This window comes from Stieleria mannarensis (assembly GCF_014154935.1).
In the GTDB taxonomy this organism is placed as follows: Bacteria; Planctomycetota; Planctomycetia; order Pirellulales; family Pirellulaceae; genus Stieleria; species Stieleria mannarensis.
In genome coordinates this window covers 66,647-87,418 of record NZ_JACEHH010000016.1, presented here as the reverse complement: position 1 = coordinate 87,418, position 20,772 = coordinate 66,647, and the positions used below count along the sequence as shown (strand labels likewise).

Sequence of the window (20,772 nt, the reverse complement as noted above, 5' to 3'; positions counted from 1 at the left end):
TGATCGCCTTACTTAATCATCCGCCACTTCATCATTCTGCCTCCTTCCCGTTGCACGCAATCCCAAGCACGGGCCGCTCGCTGACGCTTCCCGCTGGCATTTCATTCTGCCTTCGCTTCCCGTTGCCGCTCCTTGATCAACAAACAATCGCCCACCACCAGTGCGTCCATGTGAGTCTTCATGAAGCAGCGATACGCGTCGTCCGGTGAACCGACGATCGGCTCGCCGCGGACGTTAAAGCTGGTGTTGATCAGCACCGGGCACCCGGTTTGGCGGTAAAACTCCGCCAGCAGCGCTTCGAATCGCGGATTTTTCTCCTTATCCACCGTTTGCACGCGGGCCGATCCGTCGACGTGCGTGACGGCCGGTAACGCATCGCTTTTCGTTTGGCACACCAGCAACATGTAGGGGCTGGTCTGTCCGTCGTCCAAATCAAAATGGTCGCCGACGTGGTCCAGTAGAACGGCGGGCGCGAAGGGCCGGAACGATTCACGAAACTTGATTTTCAGATTCATCGTCGACTGCATGTCGCGTCGCCGCGGGTCGCCCAGGATACTGCGGTTGCCCAATGCCCGCGGGCCGAATTCCGCCCGCCCGTCGAATCGCCCCACCACCATCCCGTCGGCCAACAGCGCCGCCGTCCTGCGGTCCAGCTCCGCTGGGTCGGCGATCGATTCGTAAACCGCACCGCGACGATCCAGCACCGCGCGCACCTGCTCGCTCGAGTACTCCGGCCCCAGCAGGCTGCCGCGTTGCGAGTCGCATGGCAGGGGTCGCCGTGGCTTGTCGAGCAGTTGATGCCAGATAAATTGCGAGATCCCCAAGGCGCCACCGGCATCCCCGGCGGCCGGTTGAATCCAGATCGAATCAAAGGGGCCTTCGCGAAGCACGCGTCCGTTGGCGACGCAGTTGAGTGCGACGCCGCCGGCCAGGCAGAGGTTGGTGGCTTTCGTCTTTTCATGCAGATGTCGCGCCGACCGCAACACGATCTCTTCGGTCACCACCTGCACCGAAGCGGCCAGGTCGCGATCCAGACCCTCGATCTCGCTGTCCCTTTGCCGCGGCGACCTTCCAAACAGACGATGGAACTTAGGCGTCGTCATCCGCAACGACTGGCAATAACCGAAGTAGTCGAGATTTAGGTGAAAGGAACCATCGTCATGAATCGTCACCAACCGATCTTTGATCAGGTCGACATACTTGGGCTGGCCGTAGGGGGCCAAGCCCATCAGCTTGTACTCCCCCGAATTGACTCGAAAACCACAATAGTACGTGAAGGCGGAGTAGAGCAGACCGAGTGAGTGGGGGAATCGGATTTCATCGGTCAACTCAATCGAATTTCCTCGCCCCATCCCCATCGTCGTCGTGGCCCATTCGCCGACGCCGTCCATGGTCAAGATGGCTGCCTGATCGAAGGGCGATGGGTAAAACGCGCTGGCGGCATGCGACTGATGGTGATGACAGAACGCGATCCGCCGCCGGTATTGATTCCCGAGCCCGCGTCGGATCTCACGCCGTAGATGCAGTTTTTCCGTCATCCACGCGGGCATCGCTTTCCAAAACGAGCGGAACCCTTGGGGGGCAAACGAGAGGTAGGTTTCCAGCAAGCGGTCAAACTTCAACAACGGCTTTTCGTAAAAGCCGACGTAGTCCAAGTCGCCGGCGGTGATGCCGGCTTGGGTCAAGCAAAAGTCGATCGCGTGGGTGGGGAACCCGGCATCGTGTTTCGTGCGAGTGAACCGCTCTTCTTGTGCCGCGGCGACGACTTCACCATCGACCAATAACGCGGCGGCAGAATCGTGGTAGAAGGCGGACAGTCCCAGAATCGCCGTCATCGACCAGCCTCCGCGGCAAAGTTGACCAATCGAAGCGGCGGCAAACGGTCGGCCAAGTTCGGCAACGCAGCGTCGACGATCTGCCGTTGTGCCAGTTCATCCAGGGACAGAGAATCATCGACGTCGCAGGATTTCAACAACACCAATTCATCGGCGTCGGTCAGGATCGACAACCATCCCGCGATCGCGTCGGTGGTCGTCGTCCAGTCTTCGGGCAACGGCGAAATGGACTCCGCGTGATAGAACGCGTCGACGGCGACCAAGTGGTTCCCAAAATCGTGCTGTCGCTTCATCCGCCCAAAATCCTTCGCCGTCGATTCAAGCTGCCACGGGTCCAATTGTCGTCCCAGCCATTCAAACGTCGTTCGCAACAAGCCGACACACTGCCAATGCACCCAGGCCGGTGGGCTGGGAAACATGGCATCCAAGCGACGCACCGCATCGATCAATTCTCCGCCGCCGACGATCGCGATGGTCTGCGCCGGCGGTTGCGACGCGACCCACGACTGGATCGATCCGGCAAGTGATTCTCGCAAGAGCAGGCTACCGCCGATTTTCAGGACACGTCGCATGGAGAGTGAATTTTGGTATTGGTCAACAGGCACGAGCCCGACGCGTGAGCCGAGGGCGCTAGCCACGGCGCCTGCAGGGGCAATGTTGTCACCATGGGGCCCGTGGCTAGCGCCGTCGGCTCATTTTTGGGCGAATAACTGTGCCATAGCATAAGCCGGGGCGGAGCGAGAAACTTGGTCCCCGAGTGTTTCGGGCAGCGAAATGACCTCGCGGCCGTCGGCGTTGTCGGGCATCAAATCGCTGCAGTGCCCGCTGACAATCAGCGGCCCCTCGCTTCCCAATGAATCGATCGCAGCACGCACCAGATCACGTGCCCGCTGATGCACTTGGGCCGCCAAGTCCGTCGCCGTCTCGGTGGCAACCGTTCGATGGTCCAGCCCAATCATCCGTGCGATCCGGTTGGCGGCGTGAAAGCTGTCGCGGGGCTTGCCATCGGCAGAGCGGCAATCCGATCCGTCACCGGGCTGAAATCCCAACAGCAATCGCACGTCATCCATCGTCGCAAACACTTCTCGCATCACCGGGACGGCACGCCCGTTAAAATCCAGATGATCGACCAGTGAGCAAACCGGGGTGCGGCCGCCGCCGACGTAAACGAGTGACCCTTCGGCCAATCGATCGAAGTCGGTGCGACTGCTGGTGGCGATCGATCCGGCACGCAGCGGAATCAGATCGGTTGTCGTCGAGCCGATGTCGACCAACAGCCCGCCGGAGGTCAACTGCGGGGCAAACCGCCGAGCGACCCAGTTTGCCAGCGCATGCCAGTTGGCCGCGGCGACCAGATCAACGTTCTGCATCGCCCCGTCGGCGGAGTGGAATTGCCCGTCGACGGCATAGAAACTCGGTGCCGCCCATCCGCATCGTTTCGCCGCCCGGCAGACTTGATCGACGATGTGCTGGACACCTGCGGCACGGTCAAGAAAACAATCCGCCAGTTCGCCCGTCATCGTCACCACCAGCTGCGTGACATCGGGATAACTGGCGAGATCGGATTGCAGTTGGCCGGCCAGATCATCGGGCCGCATCCAAAGAGGAAATTCGACCGACGAAGCACGCCCCGTGGTGTCGGCGTATTTCAGGTTGGCCCCGCCGATATCGACCCCGAGAGTGGCATGCTGCGATTCGGGGGATGGGATTAACATGGTGACGGGAGAGAGCGTGGGATAGGCTTCCAGCCTGTCGACAACGGGGATGGCAGGCTGGGATGCCGCCGCAACTCTGTTTTCGGGTGGACGATGCGTTCCGAATGTCGCCGTGTTCTCCGAACTCGGCGTCTAAAACGCGAAGCTTTGCCACGCGCTGACCTCGGAAGGACTCGTCGCCTGGTCCACTACCCGAAAACCAAGCTGGTGATGACAGGCTGGAAGCCTATCCCACAGAACTACACGGTCTCGGGCGTGTCGATTTTCACTTTCCCGTCGGCGGTCCAGTGGACCGAGTTGACGCTGGCCTTGCAACTGACCGGTCCGGTTTCGATGTCGAACAGACGTGCCGCCAGGTTGCCGTGGATCATTTCACGCAAACCGACATAGGAGGTCGTCAGGCGGGGATTGATTTCGACAATGCAATCGTCACTCGGCGTTTCACCCAGGATCAAATCCAGTCCGACGAATCCGCGCGCGGTGGGCGGCATTGCGGCGATGGCTCGGGCGGCGAGCGCGGTCGCACGTCGTTGAGCGTTGTTGTTCAGCGGTCCGCAACCGCCGATGTACTCGCAGACGCCGTCACTGATCTCCTGGGACACCGCCGGTAGGAACGTTTGATAGTTGCCGGAGGAAAGGAGCGAGATCGAGATGCTGCGACCGGGAACCCAGCCTTGCATCAGGGCACCTTGGTTGAGTGCCTTGCGTGCTTCGCGAAAATCGTCGTAGGTCTGGATCGCCAGCGTGCCACAGCCGTCGCGTGGTTTGACAACAAATCGCTCGCACCCGGCGACCACACCGACCATTCGTTCGTCTCCGACGGCGATGTAGGGCGGGTGTGCGACGCCGGAACTGTGCAGCACTTGGGCGGTGAGAAGTTTATCGCTGGCGACGCGTAAGAAATCGCCGCTGCCGGCGATCACCTCCACGCCGCTGCTGCGGAGCGCCGCGACGCCTTTGGCCATCAACCCGTCCGTCTCCGGCGCGATGATCAACGCCGCATCACAATCTTTGGCCGCGGCGACCCATTGAGCCCACAGAGGCTTGTCGGCGTGGAAGGGCACCGTTTGTGTGGCATTGACTGCGATTTCGAATCGGTCTTCCAGAACGACCGTTGTTTCGGAGAACGCAGACAGATCTTCCACCAGAGCGCGAAGCATCGCTTCACCCTCCATACGAAGCGACGGTGGAATTTGGTCGATCGTTTGATCCGCGACGCCGCCGCCGCAGATGTATTCCCCGACGAAAACCTTCAATGCGCCAATCCCTTAAAAAATGCCCAAATGATCGCGTGCTTCGTCCGTCATGCGGTCCGGCGACCACGCCGGCTCCATCACCACCTTGACTTCACACGCATCGACTTCCTCAAGCTCTTCGGCCGCCGCCTTGGTGCCGGCGACCAACTGTGGCCCCGCGGGGCACATCGGGCTGGTCATCGTCATCTCGATCTTCACATCGTGACGCCCGTCTTCTTTCTCGTCCCCAATTTCGACGACATAGATCAGCCCCAAGTCCACAATGTTAACGTATAACTCCGGGTCGATCACCTGCTTCAGCGATTCACGGACCTTATCTTCGGCAAGTGCCATTTTTTGTTCCTTTCACGCGTATTCTCGGACTTGACGTGCGATCGCCGCACCCAGGGCCTCGCGGACGCTTTCGATCGTGATTCGATCGAAAATCTGCTGGAAGAACCCGGTCACAATCATACGGGTTGCTTCTTTGCGAGTAAAACCGCGGCAGCGGGCGTAGAAGATCTGATCCTCGTCCACCTTGGCGGTCGTGCTGCCGTGGGTACAGCGGACGTCATCGGCTTCGATCTCCAGCCCCGGAATCGAATCCGCTCGGGCGTGATTGGACAGCACCAGATTGTCATTGCGCTGGTAACCGTCGGTCTTCTGGGCCGCCGGATCGACTTTGATCATGCCGCGCCAAACCGTCCGGCTCTTGTCCTGTTGAGCCGCCTTGTACAGAAAGTCGCTGCGGCAACTCTCGGCTTTGTGGTGCTGCAGGGTGTGGTAGGCCAGGTGTTGGCGGGCCTCGGTGAACATCACGCCGTTGACTTGGCTGTACGCCCCCGGGCCGATCAAATCGACCGACTGGTTAACCTTTGACAGCAGTGATCCCATCGCGGCGATGGTCCACTGCAACGAGCAATCGCGGTCGATCACCGCTTTTTGTTGGGCAAAGTGGTAGGTCTTGTGCCCCCACTCCTGCAGATTGACATAGCGGAGGTGCGACCCCGGTTTCTGTACCAACTCGATCGATCCGAGGTGCAAGCCGGCGTTGCCGGAATCGGTGCTGTTGGACTCGTGTAGCAGAGTGGCTTCGGCACCGTCCTCTAGAACCACCAGCGTGTGCGTCGTGTCGGTGCCGCCGTCGGTCAAAATGGATCCGATGTGCAGCGGACGATCGACAACAACACCGCGGGGCACATACAGGAACTGACCGCCGGACATGAAGGCCGCATGCAAGGCGGCGAACTTGTCATGATCGGGATCGAACGCGGTGAACAAGTAGGGACGAACCAGTTCGGGGTGCGACTGTGCGATCTCGGACAGGCTGCCGAAGACGACGCCCTTGGCCGCCAAGTCCTCGTCCAGCGATGCCTTGGTGATGCATCCGTCGACCGTTTCAACGCGGCCGCCCAATTCGACGCCTTGGACCAGCTGATGCACCTGATCGGTGTCGGCGAGCTGGCAGTCGGACGGTTTGAGCGCGGGCAGACCGAACTTCGCCAGCTGGAACATCCGGATATCGGTCCGAATCCACTCCTCGTGGCGGCGCTCGGGCCACTGCATCGCCTGGGCATGTTCGAACGCTTCGCGGCGCAACGTCGTCAACCAATCCGGTTCGGATTGGCTGGCGAGCAAGGCGTCAAACCCGGCGGCATCAAAGGCGTGTGTGATGGTTTGTGACATGGAAAATTTGTTGGATTGGTTTTGATTTCTGTGTGGGTTGACGTGGCGGTCGGCCCGGCGGCGTTTGCGAGGATGCGGCCGAGGCCTGCGGTGGTGAAACGCTCGTTTGACGTAAGCCGAAGGCGCTAGCCTCGGGCCTTACGGGCTCGAAGGGCAATCCAAGGCCCGCGGCTAGCGCCGTCGGCTCATAAAGTAGGTGGCAATGGGCTAACGCCACCGGCTCAGATTCCTTATCCGACGCTGCCTTCCATTTGCAGTTGGATCAAGCGGTTCATTTCGATCGCGTATTCCATCGGCAGCTCTTTGACCAACGGCTCGATGAACCCGTTGACGATCATCGTGCTCGCTTCCTGCTCGGACAGTCCGCGGGAGAGCAGGTAGAACATCTGTTCTTCGCCGATCCGAGACACGCTGGCCTCGTGGCCGATTTGAACATCCTGCTCGCTGATCTCGATGTACGGGTACGTGTCGCTGCGGCTTTCCGGGTCCAAGATCAACGCGTCACAGACGACATTGTTCTTGCTGTTGTGGGCACCGGGGTGCACCGCGACCAGACCGCGGTAACTGCTGCGACCGCCGTTCTTACTGATGCTCTTGCTGATGATTTGCCCGGTGGTGTTGGGCGCCTCGTGCACCAGTTTCGCGCCGGCGTCCTGGTGTTGCCCGGCACTGGAGAACGCGATCGACAGGATTTCGCCGCGCGCCCCGGGTTCCTTCATGTGCACGGCCGGGTACTTCATCGTCAACTTGCTGCCCAAGTTTCCGTCGACCCATTCCATGGTCGCGTCGCCGTAGGCATACGCCCGTTTGGTGACCAAGTTGTAAATGTTGTTGGCCCAGTTTTGGATGGTCGTGTACCGACACCGCGCGTTGCGTTTGACGACGACTTCGACCACCGCGCTGTGCAACGATTCGGTGCTGTACATCGGCGCCGTGCAGCCTTCGACGTAGTGCACGTTGGCACCTTCATCGACCAAGATCAGCGTGCGTTCAAATTGCCCCATGCTTTCGGCATTGATGCGGAAATACGCTTGCAGCGGGAAATCGATCGACACGCCCTTGGGGATGTAGATGAACGATCCGCCGGACCAGACCGCGCTATTGAGGGCGGCAAACTTGTTGTCCTCCGGCGGGATGATCTTGCCAAAGTACTCGCGCAACAATTCCGGGTGTTCGCGGACGGCGGTGTCGGTATCGGTGAAGATGACACCCTTTTTCGCCAAGTCCTCTTCCAGCGAACCGTAGACGACTTCGCTTTCGAACTGGGCCTTCACCCCGGCCAGGAATTTCTTTTCTGCTTCGGGAATCCCCAGCTTGTCGAACGTGTCCTTGATCTCTTGCGGGACGTCGTCCCAAGTCTTTCCCTGATGATCGGTCGGCTTCAGGTAGTAGTAGATGTCCTGGAAATCGATGTCGATCGCCCCGCCCCACTTGGGCATCGGCTTGGACTCGAAAATCTCCAGCGAACGCAGCCGGAACTCTCGCATCCAGTCCGGTTCGCCTTTGATGTCAGAGATCTGGTTGACGATTTCGCGGTTGATTCCCTTCTTCGCCTTGAAGACGCCGGTCGTCTCGGTGCGGAAATTGTACTTGTTGATTTCGCCGATTTCGGATTTCGGTTCGGCAGGCGCGTCGGTTGACATATCGGTGAACTCCAAAACGGAGATGGGGATGATTCGTGAGTTTCAGTTTGCCAGGGCATTCGTTGCCCAGGCCTTTGTTGCCGAGGGCGTTACGCCAGTGCTTCTTCGGCGTCTTCGGCAAGCAGTTTTTGGTTCAATGCTTCGGCATCCGGATAGGCTTTTCGGATGCGGTCATAACCGTGTTGGTGCAGTTCGACGGCAAGCTCTTTGCCGCCGGTTTCGACCAGCCGTCCGCCCAGCATGACGTGGGTGAATTCCGGCGGATTGTGCTCGAGCAATTTGTCGTGGTGGGTGATGATCAGCAGCCCCATTTTTTGGTGGCCGATGTCCGCGATCGACTCACTGGCCAATCGGACGGCGTCGGCATCGAGCCCCGAATCGGTTTCATCCAACACGGCAAACTTGGGTTGCAACATCGCCAATTGCAGGATCTCGGCACGTTTCATTTCGCCGCCGGAGAACCCATCGTTGACGTAACGTCGGGCGAACTCGCTGTCCATCCGCAGGTGTTCCATTTTCTCGCGAAGCTCCTTGCGGAACTCACGCATCGGAATCAGCTCCTCCCCTTCCTTGCGGTCCGGACGCCGGACATTGGTGGTCGCGTGACGCAAGAAATCCGCCATCTTCACGCCGGGGATCGCCATCGGTCGTTGGAATGCCATGAAGATGCCCGCGCGAGCTCGCTCGTCCGGGCCCATCTCCAACACGTCCTTGCCGTCCAGTGTGATCGAACCGGAGGTAACCTCGTAACCGGGGTGGCCCATGATCGCCAACCCCAAGGTGCTCTTGCCACTGCCGTTGGGGCCCATCAGGGCGTGTGTTTCGCCGTGGTTGATGGTCAAGTTGACGCCCCGGAGAATCGGCTTGTCGCCGACCGACACGTGAAGGTCTTCAATTTTCAGAACGTGAGTCATTTCTATGGTTGCAATGGTGGGTGTAAAAAGGTGTTTGATCGTTCCGTCGTGTCAGTCGACATCGGCGGTCGTGCCGTCGGCAGACGAACTTGCCGGCGATGTCTCTGCCGGAGAAAACTGGCAACAGGAATCGCCATCGAGCCGGCATTGGCTCAATTGAACCGGTTTGCCGAGTGCCTCCGATAGCACTTGCTCCTCAAGCCGGCACATCGAATGGTCCTGGCTGCCATCGGCCAGCGTCGGATAAGGACATGCGTTGATGTCCAAAACCGGCAACTCACCCGCCGAAATCACATCGCTGACGACCCGCCGCGATTTCAACAACCGCGACAGCACTCGCATGCGTTCTTCTAGCGGCGCCGTTTCATCCAACTGCGCCGCATACTCGCGACCCAACCGCGTCGCCACGCTGCGGAGCATCCGAGTTCGCAGCTCGGGGTCTTCGATCGACAGTAATTCCTGCCACATCGCTTCGGCCAACTCGGTCGAATCGGCTGCCGTGATCCGCTTGCCTTGTTCGGTGATTCGGTATCGGTACGTGGGACGGCCGCGACCGGCCACGACTTTCTCGCGATCGATCATCCCGCGGCCGAGCAATCGCTCGATCCGCTGGCGGACCGCCGTCGCGGTGACGCTCAACTCCTCGGTCAGCTCCCCAATCCCGTACAGCTCGCCGCTGCGCATCGCCAGCAACAATTCGCGATCGACCGAGCGGATCGGCCCGCTTTCCGGTGACGGCTCAGGTTTCATCGCACGGCCTGAAAGGGGAATCTGGAACGAGAAAGACGACACCCCTACTGTTGCAGCACCGACCTTTTTTGACAACCATCGTTGTTTAAAAAGAACGCCAGATTCCCCGCTGGAACGGGGCAGCGGCAATTTCACCCCCGCTAAGACAGTTGCGCCCGTCCGGCTGCGACGAATCGGCGCCGGTTAACCCAGCTGACACCCCAGAAAGCATGATGGGGGGGACCAGCAGAACCAACCGCTCTGGCGGCTGGTCGTGACATAGACCACACGGGCCTGTTAGTTTCGTCGAAGTGAACAAGTTAGCGATCATCCGATGGGCGCTAGCCCGGATTATTCATTACCCGATGAGCGCTAGCTCACGGTTTATATGCTTCCACGGCGATTGGCGGAGGAACCGCACGCTAGTGCGTGGCGGCTGATTCAATCAGCAGGCCGTCACGGGAATCGCGTTCCCAGGCCGGAGCCTGGGCACGGTGGCCTTGGAACGGGGGCGAGAGGGCGGAAGAAGCGATCGCGCCCCCTGACCGCCGCCGCGTCCGATTGCTACGATTTCGCGTCCGCCGGGGGCCATCGGGTCCTCGGCGTTGAAGCTCCCCGCTCCACGCCTCTCCCCCCCTTTGACCTACGTAGATACCGATGAAAGCTGTCGCGGTTACCCCGGGCACTCCCAATAGCGTTCACCTGACCGAAATCGAAGAGCCGTCGTTGGATCAGTTCCCCGATGGCAAAGGGGTGCTGGTGAAAACCCTGAAAGTCGGCGTGGACGCGACCGACCGCGAGATCAACGAGGCGCTGTACGGCAACGCGCCCCAGGGAGATGATTTCCTGGTGATCGGCCACGAGTCGTTCGGCATCGTCGAAGCCGTTGGCCCCAACGTCCGCCGCGTCAAACCGGGCGACTACGTCACCGCGACGGTCCGTCGACCGGGCGGATCGATCTATGACGTGATCGGGACCAACGACATGACCAGCGAGGAGACGTACTACGAGCGCGGTATCAACCTGCGCCACGGCTTCATGACGGAAAAGTTTGCCGACGAAGAGGAGTACATTGTCCGGGTCCCCGAGGGGCTGAAGCATTTGCACGTGTTGCAAGAACCGATGAGTTGTGCGGCCAAGGCGGTCCAACAGGCCTACGAGGCCCAGCACCGGATGAAGGTCTGGCGGCCACACTTGGCCTACGTGCTCGGGTCGGGGCAAATCGGATTGCTGACCACACTGATCCTCAAGCTCCGTGGGCTGGACGTCTACACGCTGGCACGCGGGGAAGCTCCGAACCTGAAAAGCGAAATCGTCATGGGGATGGAGGCCAACTACGTCAGCACCCGCGAAACGTCGTTGGACGAACTGGTCGCCCAAACGGGCAAGCCGGATTTGATCGTCGACGCGACCGGCAGCAGCAAGCTGGCGTTCCAAGCGATGCAACACGTCGGGCACAACGGCGTGGTGGTTTGGACCAGCATCACTGGCGGCGACGAAAACATCGAAATTCCTTCTGACAGCGTGAATTTGAACTGGGTGCTGGGCAACAAATTGCTGTTGGGCAGCGTCAACGCCAACCGCACGCACTTCGAGAGTGGCATCCGAGACTTGGCGTTGGGCGACATGATGTTCCCCGGCGTGTTGGACAAAATCCTGACCCACCCGGTCGACGGAATGGACAACTACCAGGAGATGATGCGGTTGCTGGTCGAGGACAAGGACGCCTTGAAGGTGTTCGTGGATATCGCCGAGGGCTGATCGGGCTGGAGCGAGCTGGTCGGGATGCAACGATCGGCGAATACCGAAAAATGCTGTTGTGGGGGTCCTCGGGGTCTGGTAGGCTTCCCCGCTACGATTTTTCGGGCATGTTGCCCGACCCTGCGCCTGGCGGGATGCACCTGGTCGGATCGAATTGATTGAATCCGACCGCCATTTTGCCAGTGTTCGCCGCGACCTTCCACCACAACCGGGGCGGCGTCGGCAGCGGATCTCAATTCATTCCTCCAACCCACGAATCTGTCGCCGCGAACTCCAGACCGCCCCTGAATCCGCGGGACGTTTGACGGCAGAAGCCTCTTTTGTCGTGGCGTCATGTGTCGCCGCATCTCCCGGTCGAACCCGCTGGTTCGGCTCGCCGGCATTTTCTGGACTCATCAACAGATTCCGAATCGGAAAAATTCATGGTCAACCGCAATCTGATCCGTTCCCTCGAAGACGATGACATGCTCAACGATCTGGCCGTCATGGCGCCAGAGGAGGAGACGGAGGATTGGCTGCTCGATTTCCTGCAGCACGCCGAGCAGCAAGAGTACGCCCAAGGGCGGATCGTTGACGGCAAAATCGTTGAAATCAACGATGAATGGGCTCTGATCGATGTCGGCTTTAAAAGCGAAGGCACGGTCAACCTGAACGAATGGGGCCCCGACGAAACCAAACCCTCCGTCGGTGACACCGTCCAGGTCCTCATCGAGGAAATGGAAGACAACTACGGGGCCGCCGACGACCCCTACGGAATGATCGCGCTGAGCAAGAGCAAAGCGGAAAAGATCATCGAGTGGGAACACATCATCAAGAAGATCGGCGAAGGCCAGGTCGTCACCGGTACCGTGATCCGCAAGATCAAAGGCGGTTTGCTGGTCGACATCGGCGTCAACGTCTTCCTGCCGGGCAGCCAAGTCGATATCCGACGCCCCGGCGACATCGGCGATTTCATCGGCCGCGTGATCCAAGCCGAAGTCTTGAAGATCGACGACACCCGCCGCAACATCGTCATCAGCCGACGCTCGCTGATCGAAAACCAACGCGAAGAAGACCGCGCGTACCTGATGCAGGAACTCGAGGTCGGACAGATCCGCAAGGGGATCGTCAAGAACATCGCCGACTTCGGTGCCTTCGTGGACCTGGGCGGTATCGACGGCCTGCTGCACATCACCGACATGGCTTGGGAACGCATCTCGCACCCGACCGAAATGGTTTCGATCGACCAGGAAATCGAAGTCAAGGTGCTGCACATCGATCGCGAAAAGCAAAAGATCGCGCTCGGTTTGAAGCAAAAAGACCGCAACCCGTGGGAAAACATCGAAGAGAAGTACCCGGTGGATTCCAACCACGATGGCGAAGTCGTCAACGTGATGAGCTACGGTGCGTTCGTCAAACTGGAACCGGGCATCGAAGGCCTGGTGCACATCAGCGAAATGAGCTGGACCAAGCGGGTCAATCACCCCAGCGAATTGGTCAACATCGGCGACAAGATCCAGGTCAAGATCCTGGGCGTCGACCCCGAAGGCCAGCAACTGTCGCTGGGCATGAAGCAGACCCAAAAGAACCCGTGGGACGACGTGCTGGAGCGTTACCCCGAGGGCACCGACGTGACCGGAAAGGTTCGCAACCTGACCAACTACGGTGCGTTCATCGAGCTGGAAGAAGGCATCGACGGCCTGCTGCACGTCAGCGACATGTCCTGGACTCGCAAGATCGGTCACCCCAGCGAATTGCTGGAGAAAGGCCAAGAGTTGCAGTGCCGCGTGTTGAGCGTCGACGAACAACGTCGCCGTATCGCACTGGGTCTGAAACAACTCGATAACGATCCCTGGGATGGCGACATTCCGGACAAGTACCAGCCCGGCCAACTGGTCAAGGGCAACGTCACCAAGATCACCAACTTCGGTGTCTTCATCGGCTTGGAAGACGGCTTGGAAGGCTTGCTGCACATCAGCGAACTGGCCGAGCACAAGGTCGAAAACCCGGAAGAAGTCGTCAAGGTTGGCGACGAGATCGAGGTCAAGGTGCTGCGTGTCGACACCGACGAGCGAAAGATCGGCCTGTCGCTCAAACGAGTCGACTGGGGCGAAGAGCAAGAACGTGCCGCGGCGGAAGCCGAGGCCGCCGAAGCCGGCAGCATGCCCGCCCAAGAGGGCGACCTGAAGGGTGGCCTGGGAAGCGGCGAAGGCCCGCTGTTCCCGACCGGCGGCTGATCACCGACACCGACAGGAAACGCCACGCGCCCTGGAAATCACCAACGACGAAAACGGAGCCGACCAACTCGGCTCCGTTTTTTTATTGCGCAGTCCAAACGCAGTGGCCGACCTCCGCCAAATTCCGCTCCCCACATCATTCTGCCCTCCCTCGCCTGACTCCCATCGATGGCCGGTTGCCCTCTCGGATCCTTGGCTGAGTGACATCCCTGGGTACGCATTGCCATCGGTGGGTTAATCCGAAGCCGACTCCCGCTCCAACGATTCAACCGCGGCCAGATGCGCCTGCGCCAACCGATATCCCCTCCGATCCAATCGAAACTGCTCGATCCGCCGCCCGCGACTGCGGACGAAATGGGTCAACCAGACGAACCAGTGCATTTGATCTCGGCGGAACCCTAGCTTTTCGATCACCCGACGACTTCGCTGATTCGATGTAAAGCACGAGGCGAAGATCAACAGCTTGGGATCTTCTTCAAACAGCTGGGCGAATAACAGGGTCAGTGCTTCCGTCATGATGCCCTGTCCCCAGTGAGACTTGGCGAGATTCCAGCCACATTCACACGCGTTGAGCCTGGGGTCCGGGGCGGGACCGAAATGCTGCATCACGTGTCCGACCAAAACATCGTCGACCAAAATCGACGTGCAGCGAAACGACATGCCGAGCGGATTGGGCGGGGCTTCCAGCTTGCGGGCAAACGATTCGGGAGTCTCGTTGCGGCGGGGGCGATACTGGTGCAACAGCACGTCGGGGTCGTGCCGCAGCGCAAAGATCGCTTCGATCTCCCGCCGCTCGGTCGGCTTGATGATCAAAGCCACGCGATGATTCCTCCAGACTCTCGTCGGCCCGATGTTTTCACTGAGCCGTAATTCAATGATCTGTTCCGCCCCATAGCGGAAGCCGCCAAGGCTTTCGCCCCATAGCGGAAGCCGCCAAGGCTTTCGCCCCGTAGCGGAAGCCGCCAAGGCTTTCGCGACCTGAGCCCTCTCTGGCGTTTGCTTGCTGCGCAAACGCGGTCTCTTCCAGTGGGAGAGAATCTAAATCGGTTGCCCAACCCTGCAGCAATCGAATCGACGTCCCACGGGAAAAACGTAACGCTGACATCGCATCGGGGCCAAAGCGTTCATCGTAGCCACTCGGTCGAGGAGGTGCCGCGCGCTGAGGTATCCGCTGGCCGGTGAAGGCCTTACATTGGGGGCTCACCGGACTTCGGGGACGCACTCAACACCGCAGGGGGCGCATCGGGGCGGAACCAACCGGTGGGCGGGGGATCCGCCACCGGCCGGGGGTGACCAACCTGTGTCACATCGTTAGTTGGCTTGATCGGCGAGGACCGCACCATTGTTGCACAACTCCGTTAATCTTCACCTGGAAGATCCGCTGCTGAACATGGCGACGGTGCTGGTGACCGGGATCGTCGGCGGCGAACTTTTCGCGCTACTCCGCATGCCCAAGGTGACCGGCTGGATCGCGACGGGCATCCTGCTGCGCTGGCTTGCCCTGCCCGGCATGAACACCGACGTGGATCCGAAATGCCTGGACCGGTTCCTGCCCTACATGCACTTCGTGCTCGGATTCATCGCGTTCACCGTGGGTGCGACGCTGTATTTCGCCAGTCTGCGGAACACCGGAAAACGCATCGGGCTGTTATTGCTGGGCGAAACGTTGGTGACACCGGTGCTGGTCGGCGCGCTGCTTTATTTTGCCGGGCCGCTGCTGCCCGGCGGCGATTCGATGACAACCCAGGCCGCGTTGTTGCTGGCGGCGATCGCGATCGCGGGGGCTCCGGGGACGACGGTTTTGGTGATCCAGGAAGCTCGGGCGCGGGGCATTTTGACACGCACCTTGCTGGCGGCGATCGGCTTGATCGACATGGTCGCCGTTGCCGTGTTTGTGTTCATCACGACCTTCTTGGGCGCCCAATCCGGATGGTCTGATGCACTGCAAAGCGTGGTCGTTCAATTCGGCATCACGCTGGCGATCGGCGGCGGCTGCGCCCTGATCGCGATCGCGTTAACGCGGACCATCGTCAGCCCCGCGTTTCTGGGACCGACGATCGTTGCCGCGGTGCTCGGTTCGTGGGGCTTTGCCGCTGGTTTCGGCACCTCCGGCGGGATCCTTGCGTGCACCTTTGCGGGCATCGTGCTGACGAATTTCCAACACGATCTGGTTCGTTCGGGCGAAGCTTATTTGCAAACCATCGGTGGCGCGTTGTTCGCGTTGTTCTACACCTTTGCCGGCATGCGATTGGATTTCGGCCTTGTCCCCAGCGCCGCGGCACTGGTCGGACTGTATTTCTTTGCCCGCCTGATGGGGAAATGCATCAGCGCGTTTTCGGCCATGTCCCTGGCCGGCGTGACGGCCAACGTCCGCGGCTACCTGGGCATCGCGCTGCTGCCTCACGGCGGCGTCGCGGTCGGATTGATCCTGCTGGTCTCGGGCGAGGAATCCGGTTTCAGCGAGGAGGTCCGAACGATCGTCAACACGGTCGGATTGTCCGCATTGGCGATCAACCAGTTGCTCGGCCCCAGCGCGACACGGTTCGCCTTGTCGCGGGCCGACGAAGACCACAAGGACCGCCCACGGCTGCTGGACTTCCTGCAAGAGCATCGCATCACCGTGGGGCTGTCCGGAAGCGATCGCGAAGGCACGATCCGACAATTGGCGTCGCAACTGTACGCGACCTCCAAGATGCAAATTCCACAGGAGGAGTTTGTCGCGCGGGTGCTGGCCCGTGATGCCGAGCTGTCAACCTATTTGGGCCAAGGGTTGATGATCCCGCACGCGATCCTGGACGACGGAGAGGGCGACGAGATTCGTGGCGTCCTGGGACTCAGTGCCGAAGGATTGCAATTCGACACCTTTGACGACCGCCGCGTCCACGCCGTCCTGCTGCTGGCAACGCCGGAAATGGAACGCAGTCGCCACCTGCAAGTGCTCTCCGCTTTCGCGACCGCGATCACACGTGACGCCAACCTGGTCGAACAACTCTATCACGCCCGCAGCGCCGCCCACGCCTACGAAGTCCTGCACGCCGACAAGCACGCCGACATCAACTACTTCCTGGAAGACGCCGCCGACCAAGCCGGGCTGCGGCCGTAAGCCCCCACCGGGTACGCCGGCCCTTCCGGGCCGTCGCGTCTGAAACGTGAAGCCATCAAACAAGTAATGCCACCCTCCCTCGGGACGTCGATTGCATTATTGATGGGTTCAGTTGCTTTTGTTCCGTGCGTCATCAAAGATCACTGTGCTCGGTTCGCCAACGGCGATCTACAACTTAGCCTGGGGTAAGACCGGATGAGCCTCAGCGAATCCGGGCGTAACCCCAGGCTATGGATGTGCATGCCCTTTGGGCAAGTGCTGCGGGATGAATTCCGCAGCATAGTGAAACAGCCTTCTGGGCTAACAACGGTCACTCGCCTTCCTTCACCGGCACCAATCGCACGGCATCGATGATCACGTAACCATCGGTGGCTTGATTTGTAATCACGATGCGGGCCGGGGTGCCGGCGTCAAAACGGTAGCGGCCCAGCGAGGTGAAGGTGCCCTCGACCGTCGGTTTATTGCGTTGATTTAACTTGACCAATTCCTCCCCGTCGGCATGGACAATCTGGACGGGGACATTGCTCGCGCGGTTGTTATTGACAGGATACGCGATCTGAACATCGTACGTCCCGGCGTCCAACGCGACTTCGAACGTTGCCGTCGACTGCCCCTTGTTGGCGTTGCCGTCGTGCAGGTAGCCGGCCAAAAAATGCGGATGATTGGCTTGGCTGGGCTGCCATGAACCGTCCAGTTTTGCGGCAACGTTGTCCAACACGATCCCAGCAAAATCGCCCGGGCGGAGTGCCGCGCCGCTGCCTCCGCCGCCCTCGTGCTGCAGCACCTGCCCATCGGCCTCCAGCCGTGCTCTCAAGTCATCATAAGAAACATCCTGAACGGCCGAACCAGCCTCGATCGCCAGCACGGCCGCCGTCGCGGCGCTTTGCCCCAGGATCATGAAGACCGGTTCCATCCGAATCGAACCGAACGCGATGTGCGAACTGGACACGCAAACCGGAACCAGCAAGTTTGTGCAATCGGATTGTTTCGGGACCAGGGAATCATACGAGATTTGATAGGGGCCTCCGGTCGACACGCCGATGTCACCTTCGTTTTGGACGTATCCCTCGGGTGTGATGTAGCGCTGAACATTGTGCGAATCGATCGAATAGGATCCCATTCCGACCGACTTTGGGGTCGGCCGGCGCTTTTGAAGCTCGTTCTCCGTCATCACGTACTTGCCGATCATGCGACGCGCTTCGCGAACGTAGATCTGGTGTGGCCAGTTCCCGTTGTCGGTGAATTCATCCGCCGCCAAACCCCACGATTGCATCGCCGTACGAATCTCGTCGGGAACCCGCGGGTCGGTGGTGTGAAAGTACAGCCAGCCTTTTTGATACGTTTCATGTTCGCGAATGATCTCGCGGCGGCGCTCGTAGGAGGCTTCGGGATAGTCGTAATTGAACCCGACGTTATCCGTGCTCATCGGCCCGTGGTTGTTCGTATCCGTCTTACGATTGGGGATCGGGTCGAATTTGCGGAACGTGTCTCTCCAACCGGCTTGATAGATCCGTGCGAGCAACTCGTACTGTGACGGGTCATACCCCTCGGGCTTGGCGAACGGGACGCGGTTGTCCGGGTGATCGGTCAAGCACATTCGAAAACAATAGGCCTGGACGCGATGATCGCCCGAACCTTTTTCCCCGGGCGGATCGCTGCTGATTCGCGGCAGGACGCCGCTGCTTGCATCACCGGGGATTTTGTAGGGGCTGATCGGCGGCAGATTGCCGAAGTGATGCTGATGGTGCAACACACCGGTTTGCACGCCGTTCCAATTCTCGCCGTATTGCGCCACCGACTCACGCCCGACGTGGTAGGGCACACCGGCGGCGGCCAGCAAATCGCCTTCATAGGTGGCATCCAGAAACACCTTGGCCCGGTAGGTTTGGCCGCCGAGCATGCGAATCGACACGATCCGTCCATCGACCACTTCGACGCCGGATTGGCGATCGAGCCAGTGGTCGCGATGAACCGGGATCGCGTATTGGGCGATGTAGTCTTCGAACACCTTCTCGGCGACGTGGGGTTCAAAGATCCATTGGGTCCGGTTTTCACCGTCGATCGCCCGATTGCCTTGCCCCTTGTTGCCATAGCTGTCGCGGGTCTGCCACTGCCATGATTCCGGCTTTTGGTATTCCAGATAGACTCGGTGATAGAAGTCGCGTGCCAGTCCGCCGATCACCTCTTTCTTGCCGGTGTCGGTCCATCCCAGACCGCCGCTGGAAAGACCGCCCAGGTGTTCGTCGGGGCAGACGATCACCACCGACTTGCCCATCTGTTTGACCTGCACGGCCGCGGTCACCGCCGCCGACGTCCCTCCGTAGATCACGACGTCTGCGTTGGTCGTTTCGTCGGCGATCGCCGGCGTGAACGTCACGGCAAAGATCAGCCACGACAGCAAGAGTTTTGTCTTCATTAAGAAATAAGGTTTAGTTGGGGTGATGACATTAGCGATGCGTTCCACAGTCTAACTGCGAAAGACGGTAGATGTGGATCGTAGCGGAAGCCGCCAAGGCTTTCGCCACGCGACCGCAGGGTCGGCCGAAACTCTTGGCGAGTTCCGCTACGGAAATACGGGGTCGCGACGGACGAAGACAACCGCTTCCTGATCCCGTCGCACGTCGACGGCGCCGGGCAAGGTCAGCGCGTCGGGGCCATCGCCGCGGAGCATCGCGACGACCCGCGTCCAGTGGTGGCGTCCCATGTCACGCAGCGGCCAACCGGCGCGGTGCCAACAACGCCGCAGGGCCTCGATCGCAACCGCTTGCTCGGCCGGCGATGCGGCGACGTCCCCGTCCAGCCGCCGCAGCGTCAGCGGGACTTCACGGACCTGATGGTCTTCGATCCAGCGATCAATCACCGGTTGCAAGGCGTCCATCCATTGCCGTTGGCCTTCGATCGCGTGGGCGATCGCCGTCGCGGCGTGGGGGAACTGCGTTTCCATCGCGGGCAACAGTTCGTTGCGGATCCAATTGCGACGATAGGTGTTGGATTGATTCGACGCGTCCTCCCGCCAAGTTGCACCGATCGACCGCAGCGCGCCTCGAATCTGGTCGCGACCGAGGGCCAGCATCGGTCGCGCGATCACAAAATCGCTGTCAGCGAGATCCTCGCTGAACGGACGAAAGGGCGCGACCCCGGCCATCCCCAGCGGCCCGGTGCCGCGCATCATCCGGTACAACACCGTTTCGACATTGTCGTCGCGAGAATGCCCCAGGGCCAAGTAGCGGGCGCCGTACTGGCCCAACACTTTGCGAAAGAATGCACGGCGGTGATTCCGCGCCGAATCCTCGTCTCGCGCCGTCGCATCGCCACACTCGATCTGGACAGCCAGTCCGAGCTGATCGGCCAATCGCCGGACGAATTCGGCATCCCCATCGGAGGCCTCGCCGCGGAACCGGTGGTTGAAATGAGCCACGACGAGGAACCCCGACGGCGGCGTGGTGCCTGCCCGCGGACGTGTGGCTTCGGCGAGACACCGTAGCAGCGCGACGCTATCGGCGCCCCCGCTGCAGCCGACCACGACGCCGACGTCACGGTATCGCGACACCGGCCATGCCGATTCGATCGCGTCGCAGAACTCTTGCCAGGGACTCGGATTTGTCATCGAAACGCGTAAAAAAACTAGTATTCCGCGGCAGCTTGATTTTCAGGTCGTGGACGAGGCGACGAGTCGATTCGGATTGCCGGCTGCGAAGGACTCCTCGCGTCGTCCACAACCGAGCGGAAAGGCGGGGAGGCACGAATGACACGGGCTTCGTGAGCCGACGCCCGGCCATTCCACCCGCGACGGTTGCCCAGCCAACCACCCACGGCGAAGGGAAATTTGGTAGGATCTTCCTCGAATGATCGGCGAGGTTTTACCTGCCGCATTCCCCTAGTCTACCGGTCTATTGCATCCATCTGAGCGCGGCTGCGCAGTTACATACGCCATT

At 60.3% G+C, this 20,772-nt stretch carries 16 protein-coding genes; 3 read left to right on the top strand and 13 right to left on the bottom strand.

Annotated features, from left to right (window positions below; all coding sequences use genetic code 11):
• Window positions 1-101: 101 nt before the first annotated feature.
• From H1B37_RS12855 to H1B37_RS12815, 9 genes are all read right to left on the bottom strand, one after another.
• Window positions 102-1,835, bottom strand: a complete 1,734-nt coding sequence (locus H1B37_RS12855) for a carbamoyltransferase family protein (protein WP_182867062.1) — start codon at window positions 1,833-1,835, stop codon at window positions 102-104.
• The gene (locus H1B37_RS12850; protein WP_182867061.1) at window positions 1,832-2,407 is read right to left on the bottom strand and encodes an amino acid kinase family protein; all 576 of its coding nucleotides are present in this window, start codon (window positions 2,405-2,407) and stop codon (window positions 1,832-1,834) included. Before H1B37_RS12850 ends, H1B37_RS12855 begins: the two co-directional genes overlap by 4 nt.
• A 120-nt stretch (window positions 2,408-2,527) precedes the next feature.
• Window positions 2,528-3,550, bottom strand: coding sequence for a hydantoinase/oxoprolinase family protein (locus tag H1B37_RS12845; RefSeq protein ID WP_182867060.1), 1,023 nt, complete (start codon window positions 3,548-3,550; stop codon window positions 2,528-2,530).
• A gap of 239 nt (window positions 3,551-3,789) precedes the next feature.
• Entirely contained in the window at window positions 3,790-4,806 is a 1,017-nt protein-coding gene (locus tag H1B37_RS12840) for an ATP-grasp domain-containing protein (RefSeq protein ID WP_182867059.1), read from the bottom strand.
• Window positions 4,807-4,818: 12 nt separating this feature from the next.
• Window positions 4,819-5,139, bottom strand: a complete 321-nt coding sequence (locus tag H1B37_RS12835; RefSeq protein WP_147866721.1) for a metal-sulfur cluster assembly factor — start codon at window positions 5,137-5,139, stop codon at window positions 4,819-4,821.
• A 12-nt stretch (window positions 5,140-5,151) separates the two neighbouring features.
• Entirely contained in the window at window positions 5,152-6,471 is a 1,320-nt protein-coding gene (sufD, locus tag H1B37_RS12830; protein WP_182867058.1) for a Fe-S cluster assembly protein SufD, read from the bottom strand.
• Between the two features lie 230 nt (window positions 6,472-6,701).
• Window positions 6,702-8,114 carry a Fe-S cluster assembly protein SufB gene (gene sufB / locus H1B37_RS12825; RefSeq protein ID WP_182867057.1) on the bottom strand — a complete coding sequence of 471 codons (1,413 nt, stop codon included), beginning with the start codon at window positions 8,112-8,114 and terminating at the stop codon, window positions 6,702-6,704.
• A gap of 89 nt (window positions 8,115-8,203) precedes the next feature.
• Window positions 8,204-9,028: a Fe-S cluster assembly ATPase SufC gene (gene sufC / locus H1B37_RS12820; RefSeq protein WP_182867056.1), complete on the bottom strand. Its 825-nt coding sequence runs from the start codon at window positions 9,026-9,028 to the stop codon at window positions 8,204-8,206.
• A gap of 51 nt (window positions 9,029-9,079) precedes the next feature.
• Entirely contained in the window at window positions 9,080-9,778 is a 699-nt protein-coding gene (locus H1B37_RS12815; RefSeq protein ID WP_286177696.1) for a helix-turn-helix transcriptional regulator, read from the bottom strand.
• A gap of 636 nt (window positions 9,779-10,414) precedes the next feature.
• Between H1B37_RS12815 and H1B37_RS12810 the strand changes: the two genes are divergently transcribed.
• Window positions 10,415-11,518, top strand: a complete 1,104-nt coding sequence (locus H1B37_RS12810; RefSeq protein ID WP_182867054.1) for a glucose 1-dehydrogenase — start codon at window positions 10,415-10,417, stop codon at window positions 11,516-11,518.
• Window positions 11,519-11,755: 237 nt separating this feature from the next.
• Here the strand turns inward: H1B37_RS12810 and H1B37_RS12805 are convergent, their stop codons facing one another.
• Window positions 11,756-11,914 (bottom strand): hypothetical protein, encoded by a 159-nt coding sequence (locus H1B37_RS12805; protein WP_182867053.1) that lies wholly within the window; start codon window positions 11,912-11,914, stop codon window positions 11,756-11,758.
• Window positions 11,915-11,940: 26 nt separating this feature from the next.
• Here H1B37_RS12805 and H1B37_RS12800 point away from each other — a divergent pair, with 26 nt between their 5' ends.
• Window positions 11,941-13,734 carry a 30S ribosomal protein S1 gene (locus H1B37_RS12800; RefSeq protein ID WP_182867052.1) on the top strand — a complete coding sequence of 598 codons (1,794 nt, stop codon included), beginning with the start codon at window positions 11,941-11,943 and terminating at the stop codon, window positions 13,732-13,734.
• A gap of 234 nt (window positions 13,735-13,968) precedes the next feature.
• On the opposite strand, the gene H1B37_RS12795 is transcribed toward H1B37_RS12800, so the two are convergent.
• A complete protein-coding gene (locus H1B37_RS12795) occupies window positions 13,969-14,553 on the bottom strand; it encodes a GNAT family N-acetyltransferase (protein WP_182867051.1) in 585 nt (194 codons plus the stop codon).
• 571 nt (window positions 14,554-15,124) lie between these two features.
• Between H1B37_RS12795 and H1B37_RS12790 the strand changes: the two genes are divergently transcribed.
• Window positions 15,125-16,837: a cation:proton antiporter domain-containing protein gene (locus tag H1B37_RS12790; RefSeq protein ID WP_182867128.1), complete on the top strand. Its 1,713-nt coding sequence runs from the start codon at window positions 15,125-15,127 to the stop codon at window positions 16,835-16,837.
• Between the two features lie 310 nt (window positions 16,838-17,147).
• On the opposite strand, the gene H1B37_RS12785 is transcribed toward H1B37_RS12790, so the two are convergent.
• Both H1B37_RS12785 and tilS read right to left on the bottom strand, forming a co-directional pair.
• Complete coding sequence (locus tag H1B37_RS12785; protein ID WP_182867050.1) at window positions 17,148-19,253, bottom strand: FAD-dependent oxidoreductase; 2,106 nt, start codon at window positions 19,251-19,253, stop codon at window positions 17,148-17,150.
• A 147-nt stretch (window positions 19,254-19,400) separates the two neighbouring features.
• Window positions 19,401-20,444: a tRNA lysidine(34) synthetase TilS gene (tilS, locus tag H1B37_RS12780; protein WP_182867049.1), complete on the bottom strand. Its 1,044-nt coding sequence runs from the start codon at window positions 20,442-20,444 to the stop codon at window positions 19,401-19,403.
• Window positions 20,445-20,772 lie beyond the last annotated feature (328 nt).

Coding starts and splice junctions, on each gene's coding strand:
- H1B37_RS12815 (WP_286177696.1), bottom strand. CDS start 9,778: ATGAAACCTGAGCCGTCACCGGAAAGCGGGCCGATCCGCTCGGTCGAT.
- H1B37_RS12805 (WP_182867053.1), bottom strand. CDS start 11,914: ATGAGTCCAGAAAATGCCGGCGAGCCGAACCAGCGGGTTCGACCGGGA.
- H1B37_RS12810 (WP_182867054.1), top strand. CDS start 10,415: ATGAAAGCTGTCGCGGTTACCCCGGGCACTCCCAATAGCGTTCACCTG.
- sufD (WP_182867058.1), bottom strand. CDS start 6,471: ATGTCACAAACCATCACACACGCCTTTGATGCCGCCGGGTTTGACGCC.
- H1B37_RS12800 (WP_182867052.1), top strand. CDS start 11,941: ATGGTCAACCGCAATCTGATCCGTTCCCTCGAAGACGATGACATGCTC.
- sufC (WP_182867056.1), bottom strand. CDS start 9,028: ATGACTCACGTTCTGAAAATTGAAGACCTTCACGTGTCGGTCGGCGAC.
- H1B37_RS12845 (WP_182867060.1), bottom strand. CDS start 3,550: ATGTTAATCCCATCCCCCGAATCGCAGCATGCCACTCTCGGGGTCGAT.
- H1B37_RS12855 (WP_182867062.1), bottom strand. CDS start 1,835: ATGACGGCGATTCTGGGACTGTCCGCCTTCTACCACGATTCTGCCGCC.
- sufB (WP_182867057.1), bottom strand. CDS start 8,114: ATGTCAACCGACGCGCCTGCCGAACCGAAATCCGAAATCGGCGAAATC.
- H1B37_RS12790 (WP_182867128.1), top strand. CDS start 15,125: ATGGCGACGGTGCTGGTGACCGGGATCGTCGGCGGCGAACTTTTCGCG.
- H1B37_RS12835 (WP_147866721.1), bottom strand. CDS start 5,139: ATGGCACTTGCCGAAGATAAGGTCCGTGAATCGCTGAAGCAGGTGATC.
- tilS (WP_182867049.1), bottom strand. CDS start 20,444: ATGACAAATCCGAGTCCCTGGCAAGAGTTCTGCGACGCGATCGAATCG.
- H1B37_RS12850 (WP_182867061.1), bottom strand. CDS start 2,407: ATGCGACGTGTCCTGAAAATCGGCGGTAGCCTGCTCTTGCGAGAATCA.
- H1B37_RS12785 (WP_182867050.1), bottom strand. CDS start 19,253: ATGAAGACAAAACTCTTGCTGTCGTGGCTGATCTTTGCCGTGACGTTC.